This window comes from Acidobacteriaceae bacterium (genome assembly GCA_035944135.1).
Classification (GTDB): domain Bacteria; phylum Acidobacteriota; class Terriglobia; order Terriglobales; family Acidobacteriaceae; genus Granulicella.
The window spans coordinates 407,118-425,691 of record DASZBM010000002.1 but is presented as its reverse complement, the minus strand read 5'-3'; the positions used below and the strand labels follow the sequence as shown (position 1 = coordinate 425,691).

Sequence of the window (18,574 nt, the reverse complement as noted above, 5' to 3'; positions counted from 1 at the left end):
AGCTTCCTTTCAGTCAGAAGACGTTGCCCGCACGCAGCAACAGGTGCTCCAGCACGGGACCAAGCGAGAGCGCGCAGAAAAAGGTTAGGGCCCCAACAATCAGGATGACTCCGATGAGCAACACGGTGAACAGCGGTGTCGTCACCGGGAATGTGCCCACAGAGGCAGGCGCAATTTTCTTTTGCACCAGGCTTCCAGCCAGGGCGAGCATCGGAATCGCCATCATGAACCTGCCGAAGAACATCGCCACGGCAAGCGAGTAGTTATACCAATGAGTGTTGGCGTTCAGGCCGGCGAACGCCGAGCCGTTGTTCCCTGTAGCGGAACTGTATGCGTACAGGATTTCGCTCAACCCGTGCGGCCCATGATTCGCGAGACTGCTCAAGCCGAGATTCGGCATCGACACCGTTACCGCGGCGAAGCTCAGGATGATCAGAGGGAAAATGAGCAGGTATAGCATGCTCATTTGCACGTCATAGGCTTCGATCTTCTTGCCCAGATATTCCGGCGTTCGTCCCACCATGAGGCCGGCGATGAACACGGAAACCACGACAAACATCAGCATGCCGTACAAACCCGCGCCGACGCCGCCGAAAACGATCTCCCCGAGCAGGATGTTGACCATGGGCACCATGCCACCAAGAGGCATGAAACTGTCATGCATGCCGTTCACGGCTCCGCAACTTGCATCTGTCGTAACCGTCGCGAACAGCGCAGAGTTTGCAATACCGAAGCGAACCTCTTTACCCTCCATATTGCCGCCGGCCTGCATCACGGACACGTGTTGGTCCACGCCGTGCAGCAGCGGATTGGGTTGTGACTCCGCCCAGTAGCATGTCGTCGTCCCCGCGAACCACAGCACCACCATCGCCGCGAGCACGGCCCAGCCATGCTTTGGCGAGCCCACCATTTGCCCCAGTGCGATTGCCAGGCCGGCAGGCAATAGGAAGATCGAGATCATCTGCAGCAGGTTGGAGAGCGGGGTGGGATTTTCAAACGGATGCGCGCTATTGGCATTGAAGAATCCACCACCGTTCGTGCCAAGCATCTTAATGGCTTCCTGCGACGCCACTGGTCCTTGCGCGATGGTTTGCGTCGTGACAAGTTGCGTCTTGCCGTCTGTCCCGGTCACCTTCTGGGGCTCGACCAGCTTCGCAGTATCGTAGGGCCGGAAGTTCTGCACCACGCCCTGCGATACAAGCGCAAGCGAAAAGACGATGGAGATGGGCAGCAGTACCCACAGCGTTCCGCGTGTAAGGTCCACCCAGAAGTTGCCGAGCGTCTTCATCTCCCGGCGTGCGATACCGCGAATGAACGCAACCGCGAGCGCCATCCCGACCGCGGCCGACCAGAAGTTGTGTGTAGTCAGCCCGAGCATCTGCGTCAGATAGCTCATAGTTGACTCAGGCGTATAGGCCTGCCAGTTGGTATTCGTCGTGAAGGAGATCGCAGTATTGAGCGCGAGCGCAGGCTCAACCGCCAGCTGGTGCTGCGGGTTCAGCGGCAGCAGATGCTGCAAACGTTCGACCGCATAGGTAAGCACCATTGTGGCGGCGCTGAAAACGAGCATGGCGATCGTGTACTCGGTCCACCGCATCTCGTGGTCCGGATGTACCCCCGTCAAGCGATACAGAAGGCGCTCGCAAGGTGCCATGATCGGATCGAGAAACGTCTTGCGCCGCTCGAACACACGTGTCATGTAGCCGCCCATGGGCTTGGCCAGCAGCAACACGGCGGCAATAAACACAAAGATTTGCAGCCAGCCATTCAGGGACATCAGAATTTCTCCGGACGCAACAGCGCATATACGAGATAAGCCAGTAGAGCCACCGAAATTGTGAGGAGCAACGCGTTCAGCATGGGGATCGCTTTCCCTTCAATCGTTCGCAACCGTTCACGTAAGCTGCGGACAGCACAAACATCGCCGATATAGCAAACATCGAAATGAGGTCAAACATGGTTACCATCTCCCGACGAAGAACATGCGCTTCAAAACTTCACTAGAATCGCCGCAGTCATACGGTTCTCCGATTTGCGAAGATCCGGACTCCAGCCTTCAACCTGCGACCCGGGAGCACCCTGGTTTCCATTTGGTGGAGTAATTCCACCTGGGCCCGCAAAGTACGGCACGTTTGCCGCGCGGTGGTTGTACTCCAACCGCCAGGTGATGTATTGGCTCGGCATGTAGTCGGCCGTGACGGAAGCGTCCCAGGCCTTGAACGGATCGCCAGGATTCTCCGTGAAGTATTGCGTACCCGATGCCGCGGTCGCGCCGTTGATCGGCGGCAGCAGCACAAGATACCGGCCAGGATTGTTGATGCGACCACCGCCGAGTGTCAGCCCGTACTGATCGTGTTTGAACCAGAATCGGTTGTACTCCATGAATCCCAGAAAACTCTGCTTGGGTCCTTGCACGGTGTTGCCATGACAACTCACGCCGCCGCCGCTTTCGCATCCGGCATCGCCCGTGAGACTTAACGCAGCCTTACTCAAGAGCCCGTACGGCCGGTCGAGATACTTGTACTCAATGCTGTCATCGGTGTGATAGCGAGTGCGACTGGATACGCCAAGAGCGTCCTCGCCGTAGCCATACTGATTGCCGATGAACTGAAACTTGTCGTTCGGTCTCCAGAGCAATTGACCGCCCAACCCGGGGCGATTGTTGAAGCGGCCGTACGACTGCCAGCCATTGATGAACCACGGCTCAATCTTCAGCTTCTCTGTCGGAAAATACTGGACGCGCGCGCCGGTGAAAAACCATGGCGTATTAGACGACACATACGATGGCTGATACGCCCAGTTATCAAACTGGTAGAACGAGAACAGACCCACATAGGAAAGAAAGATGCCGCCATCAACGTTGAGGCCGTGCTGCACGTTGAAGTGGTATCCGGCGTTTGCCTCAGAGACATAACGGTAGGCATCAGCCAGGTCCCACTGTCCGCGCGTCGGACTCGCGTCGTTACGAGGCGTGGCGGTTGAGTAAAGCCCAATCTGACTGAGTACCCGCGCGTGCACGTTATCGAGGTGGAAATCGCCACCGATGCCCAGATCGTCGAGCACTACTTCCTGCGCGCGAAATACCTCGCTGGAGCCGCCGATCGTGTCATCTGCAGGGTGCCGGAAATCGTACGTATAGCTCACGTCAGCGCGGATCTCCGGCGTGAAGAACTCCGTCGCATATGGCGTGTCCTTGGTGCGCGGATTGCCGTTCAACCACGTGAAGTCTGCGAACGCGAACGGCTCACTGTGACGACGATCAGGAGCAGGATGTGTCGCCGGCGCCTCCGTGTGCGCCGTCTGAACAGTTCCCTCTTCAGGCGCGCCTGCGGGCCGTGCAACCGACGCATCAGTACCGATGGGAAGAGACGGCGGTGGCGCGGACGCCTGCGTTCCTGTCGCCGCACTTTGACTCTTTAGCGCATTGAGTTGGCGCTGAAGAGAGTCAATCTCCCGCTGTAGCTGCTCGATACTGACCGGCGTTTGCTGCACTTCCGGCGCGCTCTGGGCCGACGCAACACATGCGGCGAAGATGAGAACAGAGGAGACGAAAAGTCTTACCGCGTGTTTCATACCGCTGTCCAGAGTGCGGCCAGCGATCGTATGAATTCCATTGAAAAGCCGTTAAGAAGCTATAGGAGTGTCGTCATCCGTTGCGTCTTGACCCGATGGAAGAAATCGGTATCCCACCCAAGGCTCGCTTTGGATGTAGCTGGGCTTGCCTGGATCGCGCTCGATCTTCTTGCGCAGATTCGCGATGAGCACGCGCAGGTAGTCGGGTTGCTCATCACCTGCGGGCCCCCAGATCGCTCGAAGCAGCACCTTGTGCGTAAGCACGCGTCCCGGAGATCGGGATAAGAACCAGAGAAGATCGAACTCCTTGGGCGTCAGGCGAACCGAATCACCGCGCAACAGCACCGAATGCGCATCGCGATCGATGACAAAGTCACCGGCCTCGATGCGGCTCTGCTGTTCCGCCGCGGATGGCAGCCGGCGCAGTTGCGCCCGAACACGAGCAAGCAGCTCAGGCATGCTGAACGGCTTTGTCAGGTAGTCATCCGCTCCTTCATCCAGCGCCTGTACCTTCATCCCGTCGCTGTCGCGCACGCTCAAAACGATGATCGGCGTCTGCGCGCCTCGTCGAATCGCCCGCGTCAGTTCAAGTCCATTCATCTCCGGCATGGCAAGGTCAGTAATCACGAGGTCCGGGTGATCCGCTGCGAGGCGGTCCAGCGCCTCGATGCCATTGGTCGCCACCGCAACCTCATATCCACTGCTCTGCAAAGACGCGCGGAGCATGCGCACAATCTGCCGCTCATCATCAACAACAAGAATCTTCGCTCCGTGAGATGGTTGCACGGTTAATGCTTCTCCTGCGTAACAATATGCAAGTCCACATGCGGGGCTTCGGACATGAACTTCTGGATAGCCAGATAATACAGATAGCTTCGAAGCCCACGCACTGCGGAACGTCCAACGATAGTCTGCGTAATGCGGTTCTCCCGCACGAAAGCCGCAGTAACACGGGCCGTGTCTGTGCCGGTCAGCGGAACAATGGCTGCGCCGAGATTCCTCGCGAACTGCAGGCTGGACTCCAGCGTTCGCTTGCGTTCTTCGTCTTCATCTCGGCCATCCTGAACGTGCAGGACATACAGTTCCGCATCGAGCGCCTGTGCGAGCTTGGCGCCGCGAGCGATCAAGTCTCTCGCCTGCCGGCTTGCGCTGATGCAGACTGCAACCTTCTCGGCCACCGCCCAATGTGGGCCGAGATTCTTCCTTCGCACGTAGTCGTCCAGATTGCGGTCTACTGCACGCGCTACGCGGTGCAGCGCCATTTCGCGCAGGGCGATGAGATTGCCGCGCCGGAAAAAGTTCGTAAGTGACCGTTCGACGCGCTCCATGGGATAAATATCACCCCGTCGCATCCTCGTCACGAGCGCTTCCGGCGTCAGGTCACTCATGACAATCTCGTCGGCGCGGTCAAGAACCCAATCGGGGACAGTCTCACGGACCGCGATGCCGGTCAACGATTGCACCTGTGGTGCGAGGCTTTCCACGTGCTGGATGTTCACCGTACTGAGAACGTCTATATCCTTCTCCAGCAACAGCAGAACATCTTCATAGCGTTTCGCATTGCGGCTGCCTTCGATGTTGGTGTGTGCAAGTTCGTCGATGAGCGCAACCTGCGGCATGCGCGCAAGGATCGCGTCTACATCCATCTCGCTGAACAGCGTTCCCTTGTAATTGATCTCCTTGCGCGGAACCTGCTCCAGCTTTGCGGCAAGCTCGGCCGTCACTGCTCGACCGTGTGTCTCCACGATCCCAATCACGACATCTTCTCCGCGGCTCCGGCGGCGAACTCCCTCGCTCAACATGCTGAACGTTTTACCGACGCCCGGCGCGTAGCCAAGGAAGACCTTGAAGCGTCCACGCTTCTTTTCAGCCTCCGCACTACTGAGAAGCCAGTCCTCGGCCGACTTTCTATTCGCCTCCACCCGTACAATCTCCTACGTGCACTCTCGCCGTTCGATTTCCGTTATACGCTGGCTGCTTGCCTTCGGCGCTCTGGCCGGAATTGTAGCCGTGTACCGGCGTTGGTTTCATGTCAACACCACTACCGTTGCGCTCACGTTGCTCCTGCTCATCCTCGTTCTCGCAGCGGAATGGGGCCTCAGATATGCAGTACTCATCTCCGTAGCAGCGACAATACTCTACAACTACTATTTCCTCCCCCCGATCGATACCTTCACGATCTCGGACCCTCAAAATTGGCTCGCACTGCTTGCCTTTCTGACAACCGCGATCATAGCCAGCCGATTGTCGCAACGCGCGCGCGACGAGGCCAGAGACGCAAAGCTTCGGCAACGCGAATTGGAAGTGCTGTTTCGTTTAAGCCGGGAGTTTCTTCAGCCAGAACATGCCGGAAGCCTGTGGGCAAACGTGCCTCATGCTGCTCTTGATGTCACGTCCGCCAGAACAGCCATGCTTTATCTTCTCGATGGAGATCGTCTCTATCAGGCCGGCGATACAGCTTCGGAGATCGAGCTGCCGCACCTCCACAACTTAGCTTCTACGTTATCGGATGTTCGCGACGACGTCTCCGAACTGGTTATCCCTATTAGGACTGGAGTCCGCCCGAAGGGCGTATTGGTGCTACGCGGAGCCTCGCTATCGAAAGCAACTGCACAGGCAATAGGAAGCCTCATCTCTATTTCGATGGAACGCGCTCAGGCTCTGGAGAGTATCGCGCACAACGAAGCAGCAAAAGAAAGCGAGCGGCTGAGGACCTTGATGATCGACTCCATCACGCATGAGCTGCGAACGCCGCTGACGTCGATAAAAGGAGCGGCCACCGCGCTCTTGGCAAACAGTGTCGAAAACGGGCAGCAATACGAGTTACTCAGCATCATTGATGAAGAGTGCGATCGCCTTAACAAGCTTGTCTCCGAGGCAGTGGAGATGGCCCAGCTCGATGCGCAACAGGTTCAAATGCACTTCGCCCCGATTCGCGTGGCGGATGTTGTCGCAAATGCCCTCCAGATATGCTCCGGTGTCGAGGAGCGGCACACCCTGGTCATAAATATCGATGAACGACTGGAGATGCGCGCAGATCCGGTAATGTTCCAGAAAGTCATCTGCAATCTTTTGGAGAATGCTGACAAATACTCAAAACCGAACACCCCGATCACCATCACCGCGCAGACAAACGGTCGGAACGTGGTCATTAGCGTCGCGGATCGCGGAATCGGAATTGAACCTTCCGAGCAGCCTCTGATCTTCGAACGGTTTTACCGCGCCAGATCACAGGCAGAATCCAGTTCCGGCACCGGCATGGGTCTTGCCATTAGTCGTGCTATCGTCGAGGCGCACGGCGGCACTATCCAGGTAACAAGTCAGGTCGGCCAGGGTTCCGTCTTCACCGTGATCGTCCCAAGTGTTGCACAAAACAGCGATCACACCTCCTAGCCTCCAAAAGAGAAGCTGCAGCGAGTGACGAGTAACTAAGAACAATCACTCTCACACGGAATCCCGTGCACGAACGCAAAAAGCCAGCATGAGCGCTGGCTTTCGATCCTCATCGGACTACTTTAGATTTGCTTTTGGTGGAGCTGAGCGGGATCGAACCGCTGACCTCCTCGTTGCGAACGAGGCGCTCTCCCAGCTGAGCTACAGCCCCACACCTACACATCCAGCGCCAAAGGCGCGATCTGCAACCCTCTCAGTCTAGCAAAAGTTCTTCCCTGCTCCAAACCGGCTCACCTCAGAACTTAACCATCCGTCGTATCGTATACATCGGCAGGCACATCAACGGAGACACCATGACACCGCAAGAGCAGCAGATGATCGACGGCCTCATCGAACGCATCCGCAACGCGCAGGTCCCCGACAAGGACCTCGATACCGAGCGTTACCTTCAGCAGAATCTCGCCACGATTCCTGACGCGCTTTACATCCTTGCGCAAACGGTCCTCGTCCAGCAGTACGGTCTTCAGCAGGCGCAGCAGCAGATTCAGCAGTTGCAGTCTGCACTCGACGAAGCTCGCCAGCACCCGCAGCAGAGCGGAGGCGGCAGCTTCCTCAGCAAGATCTTCGGCGGCCCATCCGGTTCACAGCAACAGCAGCCGCAGTATCAACCCGTGAACAACCCCGGCTATCCGCCGCCGTATGCGCCGGCCTACGCCCCCGCATACACCCAGCCCGTCTACCCCGGATCCGGCGGCGGCTTCCTGCGCGGCGCGCTGCAGACCGCAGCCGGAGTCGCTATGGGAGAGATGGCCTTCGAGAGCATGGAGTCACTCTTCCACGGCTTCGGCGGCGGCCCATATGGCTACGGACACCCCAACGAAAGCGTCGTGAACAATTACTACGACGATGCCGGCCAGCACGAGCACCACGCGGACGACAGCAATTTCTACAACCCTGAGAACGATGCAAGCCGTCAGGACCTCGGCGACCAGAGCTCATCGCAAAGTTCCGCCGATGTCGCTGACAACTCAGGCAATGACATCGGCGGCTTCGGAAACGATTCCACAGACTTCGTCGACAACAGTGGCTTCGACGATTCCGGATTCGACGACTCCGGCTCTGACTTCGACGACGGCGGCGGCGACAACTCCATCTAATCGCCCATCACTGACGCGCTAGCTTGCTGAATCGCAGATTACTTCTTCGCCGGTGCCTTCAGCCCAAGCTCGGCCATCACCATCTGCAGGTCCTTCCACGCCTCGCCCTTCTGCCGCGGATCGCGCAGCAGAAACGCCGGGTGATACGTTACCACCAGCTTTGCTCCGCGCGTCGAGTGCCACCGTCCGCGCAGCGAAGTCAGCGACTGCCGCACGCCGAGCAGATACGTCGCAGCCGTCGCTCCCAGCGCCACAATTACCTTCGGCCGGACGATATCAATCTGCTTCAGCAGAAATTGCGAGCACGTGCTCGCCTCGGCAAACTCCGGTGTGCGATTCCCCGGCGGCCTGCACTTCACGATGTTCGCGATGTACACCTCTTCGCGCTTCAGCCCCATCGCGCCGATCATGTTGTTCAGCAACTGCCCGGCCTTGCCTACAAACGGCAGCCCCTGCGTGTCCTCATCGGCTCCCGGCCCCTCACCCACAAACATCAGCGTGGCGTTTGGGTCACCATCCGCAAACACAATCTTGTGTCGTCCCGCATACGCCAGCGGACACCGCGTGCAGTCGCCGATCTCTGCGCGCACCGCCTCCAGTGCCGCCACACGCTGGCCAGCCGACACAATCTCCGCGGGCAGCGGCGCCAGCGCATCAAACGAAACTGGTTTTGGCATCGGTGCCTGCAGCTCCTCGGGAAGCGCGGTCTCAAAATAACTCCGCTGCGGCTCCGGCTCAATGCGCGCCTGCGGAATATGCGCCTGCGCGGCCGGCCTCGGTGCCGGAACCTGAGGTCCTGTGGGACGCATCGGGCCTGGCGCAGATTGCGCCGCTGCTGTCGGCCGCTGACCTGCCGGGGCAGCGGTCGCCGGTCTCACGGCAGCGCCCGCCTGCGGCGTCGCCGGCGGCTTCGGCCGCGCCATCAGCTCGCGCCACCGCTCCGGGATGGCTACCTCAGGAGCGGCCTGCCGGTACAGCTCATACACGCCCAGGTCGCGGAAGTACTCCACGTAGGCGCGTAGCTGTTGCTCCGGTGAAAGGCTCATCAATCAAACGATACAGGAGGCGGCGGTGTGGGCTTCTTCTCCACAACGCTGTACGTCACCTTTCCGCGCTTGATCTCATCCTGCGCCACCTTGCAGGCCTTCATCGAGTTCGACACTCCCAGCGACGGTGCGCCCGACTGCAATTGCCGCGCGCGCCGAGCCGCGCCCTTCACCAGGCTGTACTTGTTGTTGAACAGCGAAAGATCCTCTGACATACCTCTAGCCTCCCCAAGCTGATACATCATCCTGCTCTTCCATCACTCTGCGCAAGCCAAACTGCACCTGCGCAAAACCTTATACTCCCGCGACCGATACCTCGAAGCTGCTGAGTACCGCTTCCAACCGCGCCGAGTGCACCGTCGTTCTGCACTGCTGCGCTACAGCAGCGGCCGCTTCTCCGCCTTCTCCGCGTTCAAACTGCACAATCGCCCTCAGCTCCGTTACCGCTTCGTCGAGCACATCATTGATCAGCACATACTTGTATTTGTTCAGCGTGAGCAGCTCCTGCTTCGCCTGCGCCAGCCGGCGCTGAATCACGGCTTCATCCGTCATGCCCTCGGCCTGGCTGCGATTGCGCAGCCGTCGCTCCAGCACCTCCGGGCTCGGCGGCACAACAAAAATCGAGACAGCCTCCGGCACCTTATGGATCACCTGGAGCGCACCCTGCACATCGATGTCCAGCAGCAGGTCCTTGCCCGCAGCCTTCGCGTGTTCCAGGCCGCCTCGCGCTGTCCCGTAGTAATTCCCAAAGACCTCGGCCCACTCCAGAAAATCGTCGCGCTCCACCATGTCGAGAAAATTTCCGACATCCGTGAAGTGGTACTCCCGCCCAGGCTCCTCCGAACCACGCGGCTTTCGCGTCGTATAGGAGATCGAAAACTCCAGGCCCTCCACCAGCCGCCTCACCTCCGCCACAAGGGTGGATTTGCCTGAGCCGCTGGGTGCCGAGATGATGAAAAGAATTCCGGCCATTTCTAAAAGTATTTCCGCTAGTCTATCCCGCCGTCCATCCCCCGCACGAGCGACAATCTCAATTACAGCCGCGTTTCCCTCAGAAAAATCGCCTACGCCGTGCCCTCCACGCCGTGCGCCGCCGGCTCACCGGCCGTCACCAGCACCTCATCCTCTCCAAACTGAAGCTGATACAGCCTGCTGTACGTCCCTCCCCGCGCCAGCAACTCCTCATGGCTGCCCAGCTCCGTAATCTGCCCGCGCTCCAGCACGGCAATGCGGTCCGCGCTCCGTACGGTCGAGAGCCTGTGCGCAATCACCAGCACCGTTCTGTCGCTCATCAGCGTTGCCAGCGCCGCCTGCACATGCGCTTCGCTCTCCGTGTCCAGCGACGACGTCGCCTCATCCAGCACCAGAATTGGCGCATCCTTCAGCAGCGCCCGCGCAATCGCCAGCCGCTGCCGCTCACCGCCGGAAAGCCTCGCCCCCCGCTCGCCAATCTGTGTGTCATACCCCTCCGGCAACCGCATGATGAACTCGTGCGCTCGCGCCGCCTTCGCCGCTGACTCAATCTTCTCCATCGGCACATCCGGTTGCCCGTATGCGATGTTGTTCCGAACCGTGTCATTGAACAGCACCGTCTCCTGCGTCACCTTGCCAATCTGCTTCCGCAGCGACGCAGTGGTCAGGTCACGCACATCATGTCCATCAACCAGAATCGCGCCCTCGCTCACGTCATAGAACCGCGGCAGCAGATTCATCAGCGTCGACTTCCCCGCTCCGCTCGGCCCCACCAGCGCCACTACCTCGCCGCGCTTCACCTTCAGCGATACGCCGCGCAGCGCCTCGTGCTTCTCTCCCTGGTGCTCGTAGCTGAACCACACATCCCGAAATTCAATCGCATCCGTAAACGACTTCAGCTTCGCCGCGCCCTTGCGCTCGCGCACCTCGTCCTGCGCATCGAGAAACTTGAAAATCTCCTCGCTCGCTCCCACCGCCTGCTGAAAGCTGTTGTAGTACAGCGGCATCTTCCGCACCGGGTCATACAGCATAATCACCGCCGCCAGAAATGCAATAAACATACCGCTCGTCCACGACCCATGCACGATGCGGTCGCGGCCCACAAACAGCAGCAGCGCAATCGCCACCGCGCCCAGCGCATCCATCAGCGGCGACGAGATCGACTGCACCGCAACCGACCGCATGTTCGCATGCAGCAGCCGGTCTGCCGCGCGCCGGAACCGCCCCATCTCCCACAACTCCATGCCGAACGCCTTCACGATGCTGTTGCCCGTCACCGTCTCGTGAACAATCGTCTGAATCTCCGCCAGCTTGTCCTGGCCCCTCCGCGTCGTCCTTCGCACGCTGCGCCCAATCCGCCTCGCCGAGCTGATAATCACCGGCACAAACAGCAGCAGCACCCACGCCATCCTGCCGCCCACAATGATCACCGCCACAACCATGAACAGCAGCGTGAACACCTGCTGCAGAAAATCGCTCAACACCGTCGACATCGCCGACTGCACGCGCTCAATATCATTGATCAGCGTCGACACCAGCATCCCCGTCGAGTGCCGCTGAAAGAATGCCGTCGACCTCCGCAGCAACGTGTCGTACAGATCATTCCGCAGGTCCGTAATCATCCCGAACCCCGCCTTGTTCGTCAGCAGCGTGCCCAGGTAATCGCAGATCGACTTCACAATCGCGGATCCGACCAGCGCCATCGCCACGACGGTCCATGCATTGTGGAAGTAATGCGGCAGCCACCCCTGCAAATTAATCGTGTGTTTGGTCCCCGCAATCGGAAAAACCAGCACTTGCGCCGGCGATGACTTGGCGTTCAGCACGTTATCCAGGATCGGCTTGATCAGCATCACCCGGAACGCGGCCATGGCGCCCACCACCGCCATTAGCACCACGGACACCGTCACATGCACCGAATACGGCCGCATGTAGTTCAACAGCCGCCAGATGCGCTTCATCGCACGCCCCGCTGCTGCCGGTTTCGCTCTGCTCTCATCGATCCCTAGTGTACTTCCGCAGCCGCGTTCACCGCGGCATGTCCCGGTGCGACGACTTCACCCGATACCCCGCCTCACTCAGCCGCTTCTTCAACTCCTCCGCAATCATCACCGACCGATGCTGCCCGCCCGTGCATCCGATCGCCACCGTCAGATAGCTCTTGCCTTCCTTGATGTAGTGCGGCAGCAGAAACGTCAGCATATCCGCCGCCTTATCCAGAAACTCCCGCGTCTGCGGGAACTTTCGCACATACTTCGCCACTTTGGGATGCTTGCCCGTCAGCTTCCTGAACTCGGGCACAAAGTGCGGGTTCGGCAGGAATCGCACATCGAAAACCACATCCGCATCCGTCGGCACACCGTTCTTGAACCCGAAGCTCGTCACGGAAATCGTCAGGTTCTTCTCATCGCTTCCGCCGCGCTCAAACTGCGCAACGATGTGCGCGCGCAGATCATGCACCGTGAACTTCGTCGTATCGATAAGAATGTCCGCCACGTTCCGCACCGGATCCAGCCGCTTGCGCTCCGCACGGATCTGCGAGATCACCGTCTCGCCCCGCCCCAGCGGATGCGGCCTGCGCGTCTCCGAAAACCTCCGCACAATCGCGTCCTCGCTGGCCTCTAAAAACACCACGCGCGTCGGCAGCACCTTGCGCACCTGCTTCAAAATCTCTGGAAAGCGATCGAGCCTGCTGCCCTCACGCACGTCGACCACCAGTGCAGCGTGCGTGATCTCCGCAGACTTCTCGACAAGTTCCGCAAACCTTGGAATCAACTCCAAAGGCAGGTTGTCCACCGAGTAATATCCGAGGTCCTCGAATGCCTTCAGGGCCGACAACTTCCCCGACCCCGACATCCCCGTAAGCACCACCAGTTCACGGCTCGCCCCACTCGCAGGAGCCTTCGCCCCTGTTTTCTTTGACTTCGTGTTCTTCACTTTCGCGTGCTTTTTGCCCGCGCGCTGCTTCGCCATACGCGCCATCCTAGCACCGCGGTCCCCGGCGAGTGTTCTTTACTCGCTGGGGTGGTAGCACTGCGCGCAATACATTCACTCTGCCTCAAACAGGCAGCCGCTTAAGACGCAGAATCTCCTCGCACGCGTAAACCCGCGAGGAGATTCGCTCGTCTACTGCATCTTTTTCAGCCTTGAGCCACGCAGATCGCTACGCGGAAAGTTCCTGCACCGGCGGCTTCGGCCTGCTCCGCACCGTTGTGAATCGCTCCTTTGACTTGATCGCCTGCTGCTCGATTGTCGCCAGAGCCTCACGCAGTGCCTGCTCCATGTCTGAAGCCTCGCAACTTGTCACGAGATCTTCGTTACGACAGTGCACCGTAATCTCTGCGATATGTCGGTATTTGTCTTCCGTGAGGACAATGTGGGCGCTTGTACAGCGGTTGGCTACGAGTTCTATTCTCGCGAGACCTTCCTCTGTTAGCTGCTTCAACTTTGACGTGATTTCGGTTCTGCGGCCCGTGTACTCAACAATCATCGACATCTCCTCTCCTTCCGGAGTTGGATGTCGCTATCGTACTCGCCGTTGGTGTGTGGAGGGAATCTGCATATCTTCGCGATACTTCGCCACCGTCCGTCGGGTCACCTGGATGCCCTGTCGCTGCAGCTCCGCCGCCAACTGCTCATCCGTGAACGGCTTCCGCGAATCTTCTTCTTCAATCAGCTTCTTCACACGACGCTTCAGCAGCACCAGCGGCAAATCCCCGCCCTCCGGCCCGTTCACGCCCTCTGAGAAGAAGAACCGCAGCTCATAAACGCCCTGCGGCGTATGGACATACTTATTTGCCACCGCGCGGCTCACCGTCGAAGGATGTACGCCAATCTCCTCAGCGACTTCCTTGATCATCATCGGCCGCAGCCCCTCGACACCCTTCTCCAGAAACTCCTGCTGCCGGCGCACAATCGCATCGCACGTCCGCACAATCGTATTCTTGCGCTGCTCAATATTCCGCAGCAGCTGAATCGCCGATCGATAGCGCTCCTTCACGTACTCGCGTACCTCGCGCTCCGTTCCCTTCTCGCGCAGCATCCGGCGATATCCGTTGTTCAATCGCAGCGACGGCATATTCTCGTCATTCATCACCACCACGTACTCATCGCCGCGCTTCACAAACGCCACATCCGGCTCAATAAGTCGCGTTGCCGCCTGGTTATATCTCTGACCCGGTCGCGGGTCCAGCCTGCGGATATACTCCACGGCTTCCTGCACCTGCTCTGCCGGGCGGTGCGTCACCCGCGCAATCTCCCGCAGGTCCTTGCGCTGCAACAGCGGCAGATGACCCTCGACAATCGCCGTCGCCACCTCCAGCACCTTCAGCACTTCCCCATTGCCGTTGAGTCCATGTCCGTTCACCGGTCGCTGCGCCAGCATCTCAGCCTCGCGCCGCTGCGCCTCTATCTGCCACAGCAGGCATTCGCGCAAGTCCCGCGCCCCCACACCGGCCGGGTCGAGCTGCCGCATCAGGTTTCGGCCTTGCTTAACCAGCGCCAGCACGTCCTCGTTCTTCGTCGGATGCCCCGCCAGCCCCTGCACCAGCTCTTCGTCGCTCGCCGTCAGGTAGCCATCCTCGTTCAGGTTGCCGATGATCAGCTCGACGCACGCACGCAGCTTCGGCGACAACGCCACCGCCCCCACCTGCCACAGCAGATGGTCCGTCAGCGTACTCGGCTGCGACAAAAAGTTCTCAAACGACGGCCGGTCCGGATCGCCCTCATCCAGGCTTCCGCCCGTCTTGTACCCGGGATCCAGGTAGTCCTGGAAGTAGCTCCCGAAGTCCACCTCGTCGAACGGATCCTTTTCTCCCCGCTCGGCTGCCACTTCCTCCGCGCTGCGCTCCCGTTCGCCCTCCCGGGCCGCACGCTCATCCAGAGTTTCGGTGGACTCGTCCACCTCTTCTAAGACTGGATTCTCAACAAGCTCCCCATCGATCATGCTCTTGAGCTCAAGCTTGTTGAGCGCAAGAACACTAACCATCTGCACCAGCCCAGGGGTCAGAACCTGGCGCTGCGACAGCTTCAAATTCAGACGGGGCTGTAACAACAGGAACCTCTCAGCTGCGCACCCGGCGCTCTACCCAGGCCTGCCCATGGGAGAAATACACCCGTAAGCAAGTTCAGGGCCAGTTTATCGCGCCCAATCAAAAACCTGTTCTCACCTGAACGTGTCAGACTTCCGTAACTGTCCGGACACGACCTTTACCTCAATGCGCCATCCTCGAAAACCCCTACCCCAACGAGAAGTTTTCGCCTAAATAAATGCGCTTTACCTCAGGATCCCTTCCCAGCTCCCCCGGCGTTCCCGCCCGGAAGATCAAGCCCTGGTTGATGATGTAGGCCCGATCCGTCACGTTCAGCGTTTCCCGGACGTTGTGATCCGTGATCAGCACCCCGATCCCCGCCGCCTTCAGATCAAAGATGATCTGCTGTAAATCCAGCACCGCAATCGGGTCAATGCCTGAAAATGGTTCATCCAGCAGAATGAACGCCGGCTCGATCGCCAGGCACCGGGCGATCTCCACCCTGCGCCGCTCGCCGCCCGAGAGCGCATACCCCCGCGTCTTCCGCACATGCCCCAGGTTCAGCTGGTTCAGCAGGTTCTCCGTGCGGTTCCTGCGTGCCTCCCAGGTGATGTGCAGCGTCTCCAGCACCGCCAGGATGTTCTCCTCAACCGTCAGCTTCCGAAACACGGAAGGTTCCTGTGGCAAGTAGCTGATTCCATACTCTCTCGCCCGCAGGTACATCGGCGTGCGCGTAATGTCGACCCCATCCGTCAGGATCTTCCCATCGTCCGGCCGCACCAGCCCCACGATCATGTAAAAACTCGTGGTCTTCCCCGCGCCATTGGGTCCCAGCAGCCCCACCACCTCGCCCTGGTGGATCTCCAGGGTCACGCCGCGCACCACCTCACGCCCGCCGTAAGCCTTGGTGATGTGTTCCGTTGTCAGCGTTCTCATCACCGGACTCGCATCGGTGCGGCTGTCAGCTCGAATTTCTTTGACCTGTATCACTTCTTTATCGTCGTCTCGGTGTGCACGCGTTGCGATCCCGGCGCGCCCGGTAGCGCACCCTCGACCACAATCGTACTATCCGGCGAATGAAACAGTAGCGTATGCCCCGTGATGCTGCCTTGCTTGTCATCAGCAATGTGCGGCGGATGCCCTGGCGTTCCCGTCAGAACAAAGTCACCAGTGGCAGCCGTATAGAGCAGCTCGTCTCCGGTTCCGACCCTGCCCGGCTGCTCCACCTTCACCCCGTGCGACATCACAATCCTCTCCAGCGATGACGCCAACGCGTCCGGCTGTCCCTTCGCTGCCGATGTGTTCCCCCGCCGTGCCGCCGTTGGCGGTTCTGCCGGAGTCAGAAACGCCACACCCAGTTGCGCCTGCGCCGTCCCGTCCTCGGCCTGTGCTGTAACACCACCTGTGAACACCGCCTGATGAGCCGCGCCCGAATAGTTCAGCCGCGCACTCGTCACCCTCACCACCTTCGACGCGTTCTTATCCTTCGCCCCCGGCTTTCCTGCGCTCGCAAACACCGACCGAACAACACCCGTCGCCGACGCCGGCCACGCCTGCATCTCATCTTTCCCACGATCCAGCAACAGATTCGCCGCCTCCACCTGCGACGCCCCCTGCCACATCCTCGCCGGTGTCGCATCCGTTCCCTTCAGCTCCATCGTCTGCGCCGCCTTGTGCAGCACCGCCTCCGCCGCCAGCGCATGCGTCACCGGCTCTCCCGGCTTCGCATTCGCACTCACAAACGTCCCCGCTACACTCCCATCCGCCACCGCATCGCCCGTCTGTTGCATCATGCGGATCGTATCCGCCGTCACGCTCGTATCACCCTGCGTCAACCGCGGCCTGCCCGTCAGTGTCAGCACATTGCTCGCTCCATCCAGCGACGCCTTTTCCGCCACACCCTCGCTCGGCAGCTCACCCGCCTTCCCCGGCAAGCTCCTTATTCGCACATTGCCCGTCTGCTCCGCCGACGCAATCTCCAGCCCGCGTCTTTCGACTCCCTGCCCCGCCTGCTGCGCAAATCGCGCCTCCAGCGAATCACCCGTGCTCGTCTCTACCGTCCCATCCGGCGTCTGCTCTTCGATCCGCGTATGTCCCGTCCCGCTCAGCATCTGCGGCTCCGATTTCCCCGCCACATCCGCCAGCGTCAGCCGCAGATCATCCGCCGCCACCGACGTCTTCTTGAGCCCCGAAGCCTTCCCAGCCGCCCCTTGCACAACGGCATCTCCGTTAGCCCACGCTCCACCCTCGGCATGTACCGCCGAAACGCTCGTCCCGCCGGTCCTTCCTCCCGGCCGCGCGACCCTCTCCATCGTCAGCGTCACCTTGTCCGTAGCGCCCATTTTCCGTTCCAGCGTAGGATGCCCCGGCATCCTGTCCTCCATCGACATCCCCACAGCCCCATCCAGCACTGCGCTCGTCGCAAACCCCGCATCGTCGAACGCCACCCTCGCCGCCTTCGCCGTCCCATTCATCGGCCGCTCGGCGTTTGTGTCCACCAGCGCAACACCGCCTGCCAGCTCCGCGCTCTTCATCTGCGAGCGCTCATTCATCGCAGCCCTCAGACTCGCCGCTGTAATCGTGCGGGTCTCCTGCTGAATCTTCACGCGGCCGCTCGCCTCGATCCTCTCCAGCGACCCATCCTTCCGTATATGCAGCACCGCCGCGCCCGCGCTTCCTGTCCGCCCATCCGATCGCAGCACCGGCGCCGTCAGCGAAACCTGAAACGCATCCCGGTCCAGATCCGCCTTCGCTGCCGTCAGCGTCGCCGGCCTTCCGCGCAGCGTCCCATCCACCCGCACATCCGCCAGCAGATGCACCACATCCTGCCCCGAATCAAACTCCGCTCCACGCGCGTGCCCATGCATCCCCGCGTAGTCGATCTCCACATCCTGGTCCGTCGCCGCCACATCCAGCTTCTTCACATACGTCAGCCCACTCGTACGCACATGAATCGGCTGCGAAGCCGCTGCCTTGCCTTTGCTATTCGCACCCGGTTTAAGCGCCGCTGGCGGCTCAATCTCCATATCGACCTCGCCCACCGCGCGTGCCACACCCTGCTTCTCGTCGTACTCAAACTGTGCGCCTGAGATCCGGTCCGTTATCTGTCCATTCGGCCCGTACAACTCCAACATGCCGTCTTGCAGCGTGTATTTCCCCTGGCCATGAGGAATCGCATGCTTTGCATGCAGCGTAAAAATCTGCTTCTTGCCCAGCGCCTGCGAATACGTAAAGCCGTCCGTCTCATGCGTAATCGTCGCGCCCGACCGCGCCAGAATCTGCTTCCACGCCTGCACCGCGCGATACCGCCCATAACTCAGCAGAACCACCAGCACTGCGATCAGCAGCAGCGCCCCCGCCAGCAGTCCCCACCGCAACCTTTCCACTGACAGACGCATTCTCT

General features: G+C 60.0%; 15 protein-coding genes and 1 tRNA gene. 2 read left to right on the top strand and 14 right to left on the bottom strand.

The window, feature by feature from the left end; translation table 11 throughout:
• Positions 1 to 13: 13 nt before the first annotated feature.
• From kdpA to VGU25_04405, 4 genes are all read right to left on the bottom strand, one after another.
• Positions 14 to 1,777, bottom strand: a complete 1,764-nt coding sequence (gene kdpA, locus VGU25_04420) for a potassium-transporting ATPase subunit KdpA (protein HEV2576437.1) — start codon at positions 1,775 to 1,777, stop codon at positions 14 to 16.
• 212 nt (positions 1,778 to 1,989) lie between these two features.
• Complete coding sequence (locus VGU25_04415; protein HEV2576436.1) at positions 1,990 to 3,573, bottom strand: outer membrane beta-barrel protein; 1,584 nt, start codon at positions 3,571 to 3,573, stop codon at positions 1,990 to 1,992.
• A 51-nt stretch (positions 3,574 to 3,624) separates the two neighbouring features.
• Positions 3,625 to 4,359, bottom strand: coding sequence for a response regulator transcription factor (locus tag VGU25_04410; protein ID HEV2576435.1), 735 nt, complete (start codon positions 4,357 to 4,359; stop codon positions 3,625 to 3,627).
• Positions 4,360 to 4,361: 2 nt separating this feature from the next.
• Positions 4,362 to 5,495: a universal stress protein gene (locus VGU25_04405; GenBank protein HEV2576434.1), complete on the bottom strand. Its 1,134-nt coding sequence runs from the start codon at positions 5,493 to 5,495 to the stop codon at positions 4,362 to 4,364.
• Between the two features lie 16 nt (positions 5,496 to 5,511).
• On the opposite strand from VGU25_04405, the gene VGU25_04400 reads away from it, so the two are divergent.
• On the top strand, positions 5,512 to 6,966 hold the full coding sequence (locus VGU25_04400; protein HEV2576433.1) for an ATP-binding protein: 1,455 nt from the start codon (positions 5,512 to 5,514) through the stop codon (positions 6,964 to 6,966).
• Between the two features lie 135 nt (positions 6,967 to 7,101).
• Here VGU25_04400 and VGU25_04395 read toward each other — a convergent pair.
• Positions 7,102 to 7,177: transfer RNA gene (locus VGU25_04395), tRNA-Ala, on the bottom strand.
• Positions 7,178 to 7,319: 142 nt separating this feature from the next.
• Here VGU25_04395 and VGU25_04390 point away from each other — a divergent pair.
• Positions 7,320 to 8,123, top strand: coding sequence for a DUF2076 domain-containing protein (locus tag VGU25_04390; protein HEV2576432.1), 804 nt, complete (start codon positions 7,320 to 7,322; stop codon positions 8,121 to 8,123).
• Positions 8,124 to 8,161: 38 nt separating this feature from the next.
• Here the strand turns inward: VGU25_04390 and VGU25_04385 are convergent, their stop codons facing one another.
• From VGU25_04385 to VGU25_04345, 9 genes are all read right to left on the bottom strand, one after another.
• Positions 8,162 to 9,169 carry a uracil-DNA glycosylase family protein gene (locus VGU25_04385; protein HEV2576431.1) on the bottom strand — a complete coding sequence of 336 codons (1,008 nt, stop codon included), beginning with the start codon at positions 9,167 to 9,169 and terminating at the stop codon, positions 8,162 to 8,164.
• Positions 9,169 to 9,384, bottom strand: a complete 216-nt coding sequence (gene rpoZ, locus VGU25_04380; protein ID HEV2576430.1) for a DNA-directed RNA polymerase subunit omega — start codon at positions 9,382 to 9,384, stop codon at positions 9,169 to 9,171. Before rpoZ ends, VGU25_04385 begins: the two co-directional genes overlap by 1 nt.
• 79 nt (positions 9,385 to 9,463) lie before the next feature.
• Entirely contained in the window at positions 9,464 to 10,141 is a 678-nt protein-coding gene (gene gmk, locus VGU25_04375; GenBank protein HEV2576429.1) for a guanylate kinase, read from the bottom strand.
• A gap of 92 nt (positions 10,142 to 10,233) precedes the next feature.
• On the bottom strand, positions 10,234 to 12,102 hold the full coding sequence (locus tag VGU25_04370) for an ABC transporter ATP-binding protein (protein ID HEV2576428.1): 1,869 nt from the start codon (positions 12,100 to 12,102) through the stop codon (positions 10,234 to 10,236).
• A 67-nt stretch (positions 12,103 to 12,169) separates the two neighbouring features.
• Complete coding sequence (rapZ, locus tag VGU25_04365) at positions 12,170 to 13,114, bottom strand: RNase adapter RapZ (GenBank protein ID HEV2576427.1); 945 nt, start codon at positions 13,112 to 13,114, stop codon at positions 12,170 to 12,172.
• Positions 13,115 to 13,304: 190 nt separating this feature from the next.
• Positions 13,305 to 13,637 (bottom strand): ribosome-associated translation inhibitor RaiA, encoded by a 333-nt coding sequence (raiA, locus tag VGU25_04360; protein HEV2576426.1) that lies wholly within the window; start codon positions 13,635 to 13,637, stop codon positions 13,305 to 13,307.
• A 27-nt stretch (positions 13,638 to 13,664) separates the two neighbouring features.
• The gene (rpoN, locus tag VGU25_04355; GenBank protein HEV2576425.1) at positions 13,665 to 15,197 is read right to left on the bottom strand and encodes an RNA polymerase factor sigma-54; all 1,533 of its coding nucleotides are present in this window, start codon (positions 15,195 to 15,197) and stop codon (positions 13,665 to 13,667) included.
• 181 nt (positions 15,198 to 15,378) lie between these two features.
• Positions 15,379 to 16,107 carry an LPS export ABC transporter ATP-binding protein gene (gene lptB, locus VGU25_04350; GenBank protein HEV2576424.1) on the bottom strand — a complete coding sequence of 243 codons (729 nt, stop codon included), beginning with the start codon at positions 16,105 to 16,107 and terminating at the stop codon, positions 15,379 to 15,381.
• A 50-nt stretch (positions 16,108 to 16,157) separates the two neighbouring features.
• Positions 16,158 to 18,569 (bottom strand): LptA/OstA family protein, encoded by a 2,412-nt coding sequence (locus VGU25_04345; protein ID HEV2576423.1) that lies wholly within the window; start codon positions 18,567 to 18,569, stop codon positions 16,158 to 16,160.
• Positions 18,570 to 18,574: the final 5 nt, after the last annotated feature.

Coding starts and splice junctions, on each gene's coding strand:
- rapZ (HEV2576427.1), bottom strand. CDS start 13,114: ATGGCGAAGCAGCGCGCGGGCAAAAAGCACGCGAAAGTGAAGAACACG.
- VGU25_04390 (HEV2576432.1), top strand. CDS start 7,320: ATGACACCGCAAGAGCAGCAGATGATCGACGGCCTCATCGAACGCATC.
- VGU25_04385 (HEV2576431.1), bottom strand. CDS start 9,169: ATGAGCCTTTCACCGGAGCAACAGCTACGCGCCTACGTGGAGTACTTC.
- VGU25_04415 (HEV2576436.1), bottom strand. CDS start 3,573: ATGAAACACGCGGTAAGACTTTTCGTCTCCTCTGTTCTCATCTTCGCC.
- kdpA (HEV2576437.1), bottom strand. CDS start 1,777: ATGTCCCTGAATGGCTGGCTGCAAATCTTTGTGTTTATTGCCGCCGTG.
- VGU25_04345 (HEV2576423.1), bottom strand. CDS start 18,569: ATGCGTCTGTCAGTGGAAAGGTTGCGGTGGGGACTGCTGGCGGGGGCG.
- lptB (HEV2576424.1), bottom strand. CDS start 16,107: ATGAGAACGCTGACAACGGAACACATCACCAAGGCTTACGGCGGGCGT.
- gmk (HEV2576429.1), bottom strand. CDS start 10,141: ATGGCCGGAATTCTTTTCATCATCTCGGCACCCAGCGGCTCAGGCAAA.
- VGU25_04370 (HEV2576428.1), bottom strand. CDS start 12,102: ATGAAGCGCATCTGGCGGCTGTTGAACTACATGCGGCCGTATTCGGTG.
- rpoZ (HEV2576430.1), bottom strand. CDS start 9,384: ATGTCAGAGGATCTTTCGCTGTTCAACAACAAGTACAGCCTGGTGAAG.
- raiA (HEV2576426.1), bottom strand. CDS start 13,637: ATGTCGATGATTGTTGAGTACACGGGCCGCAGAACCGAAATCACGTCA.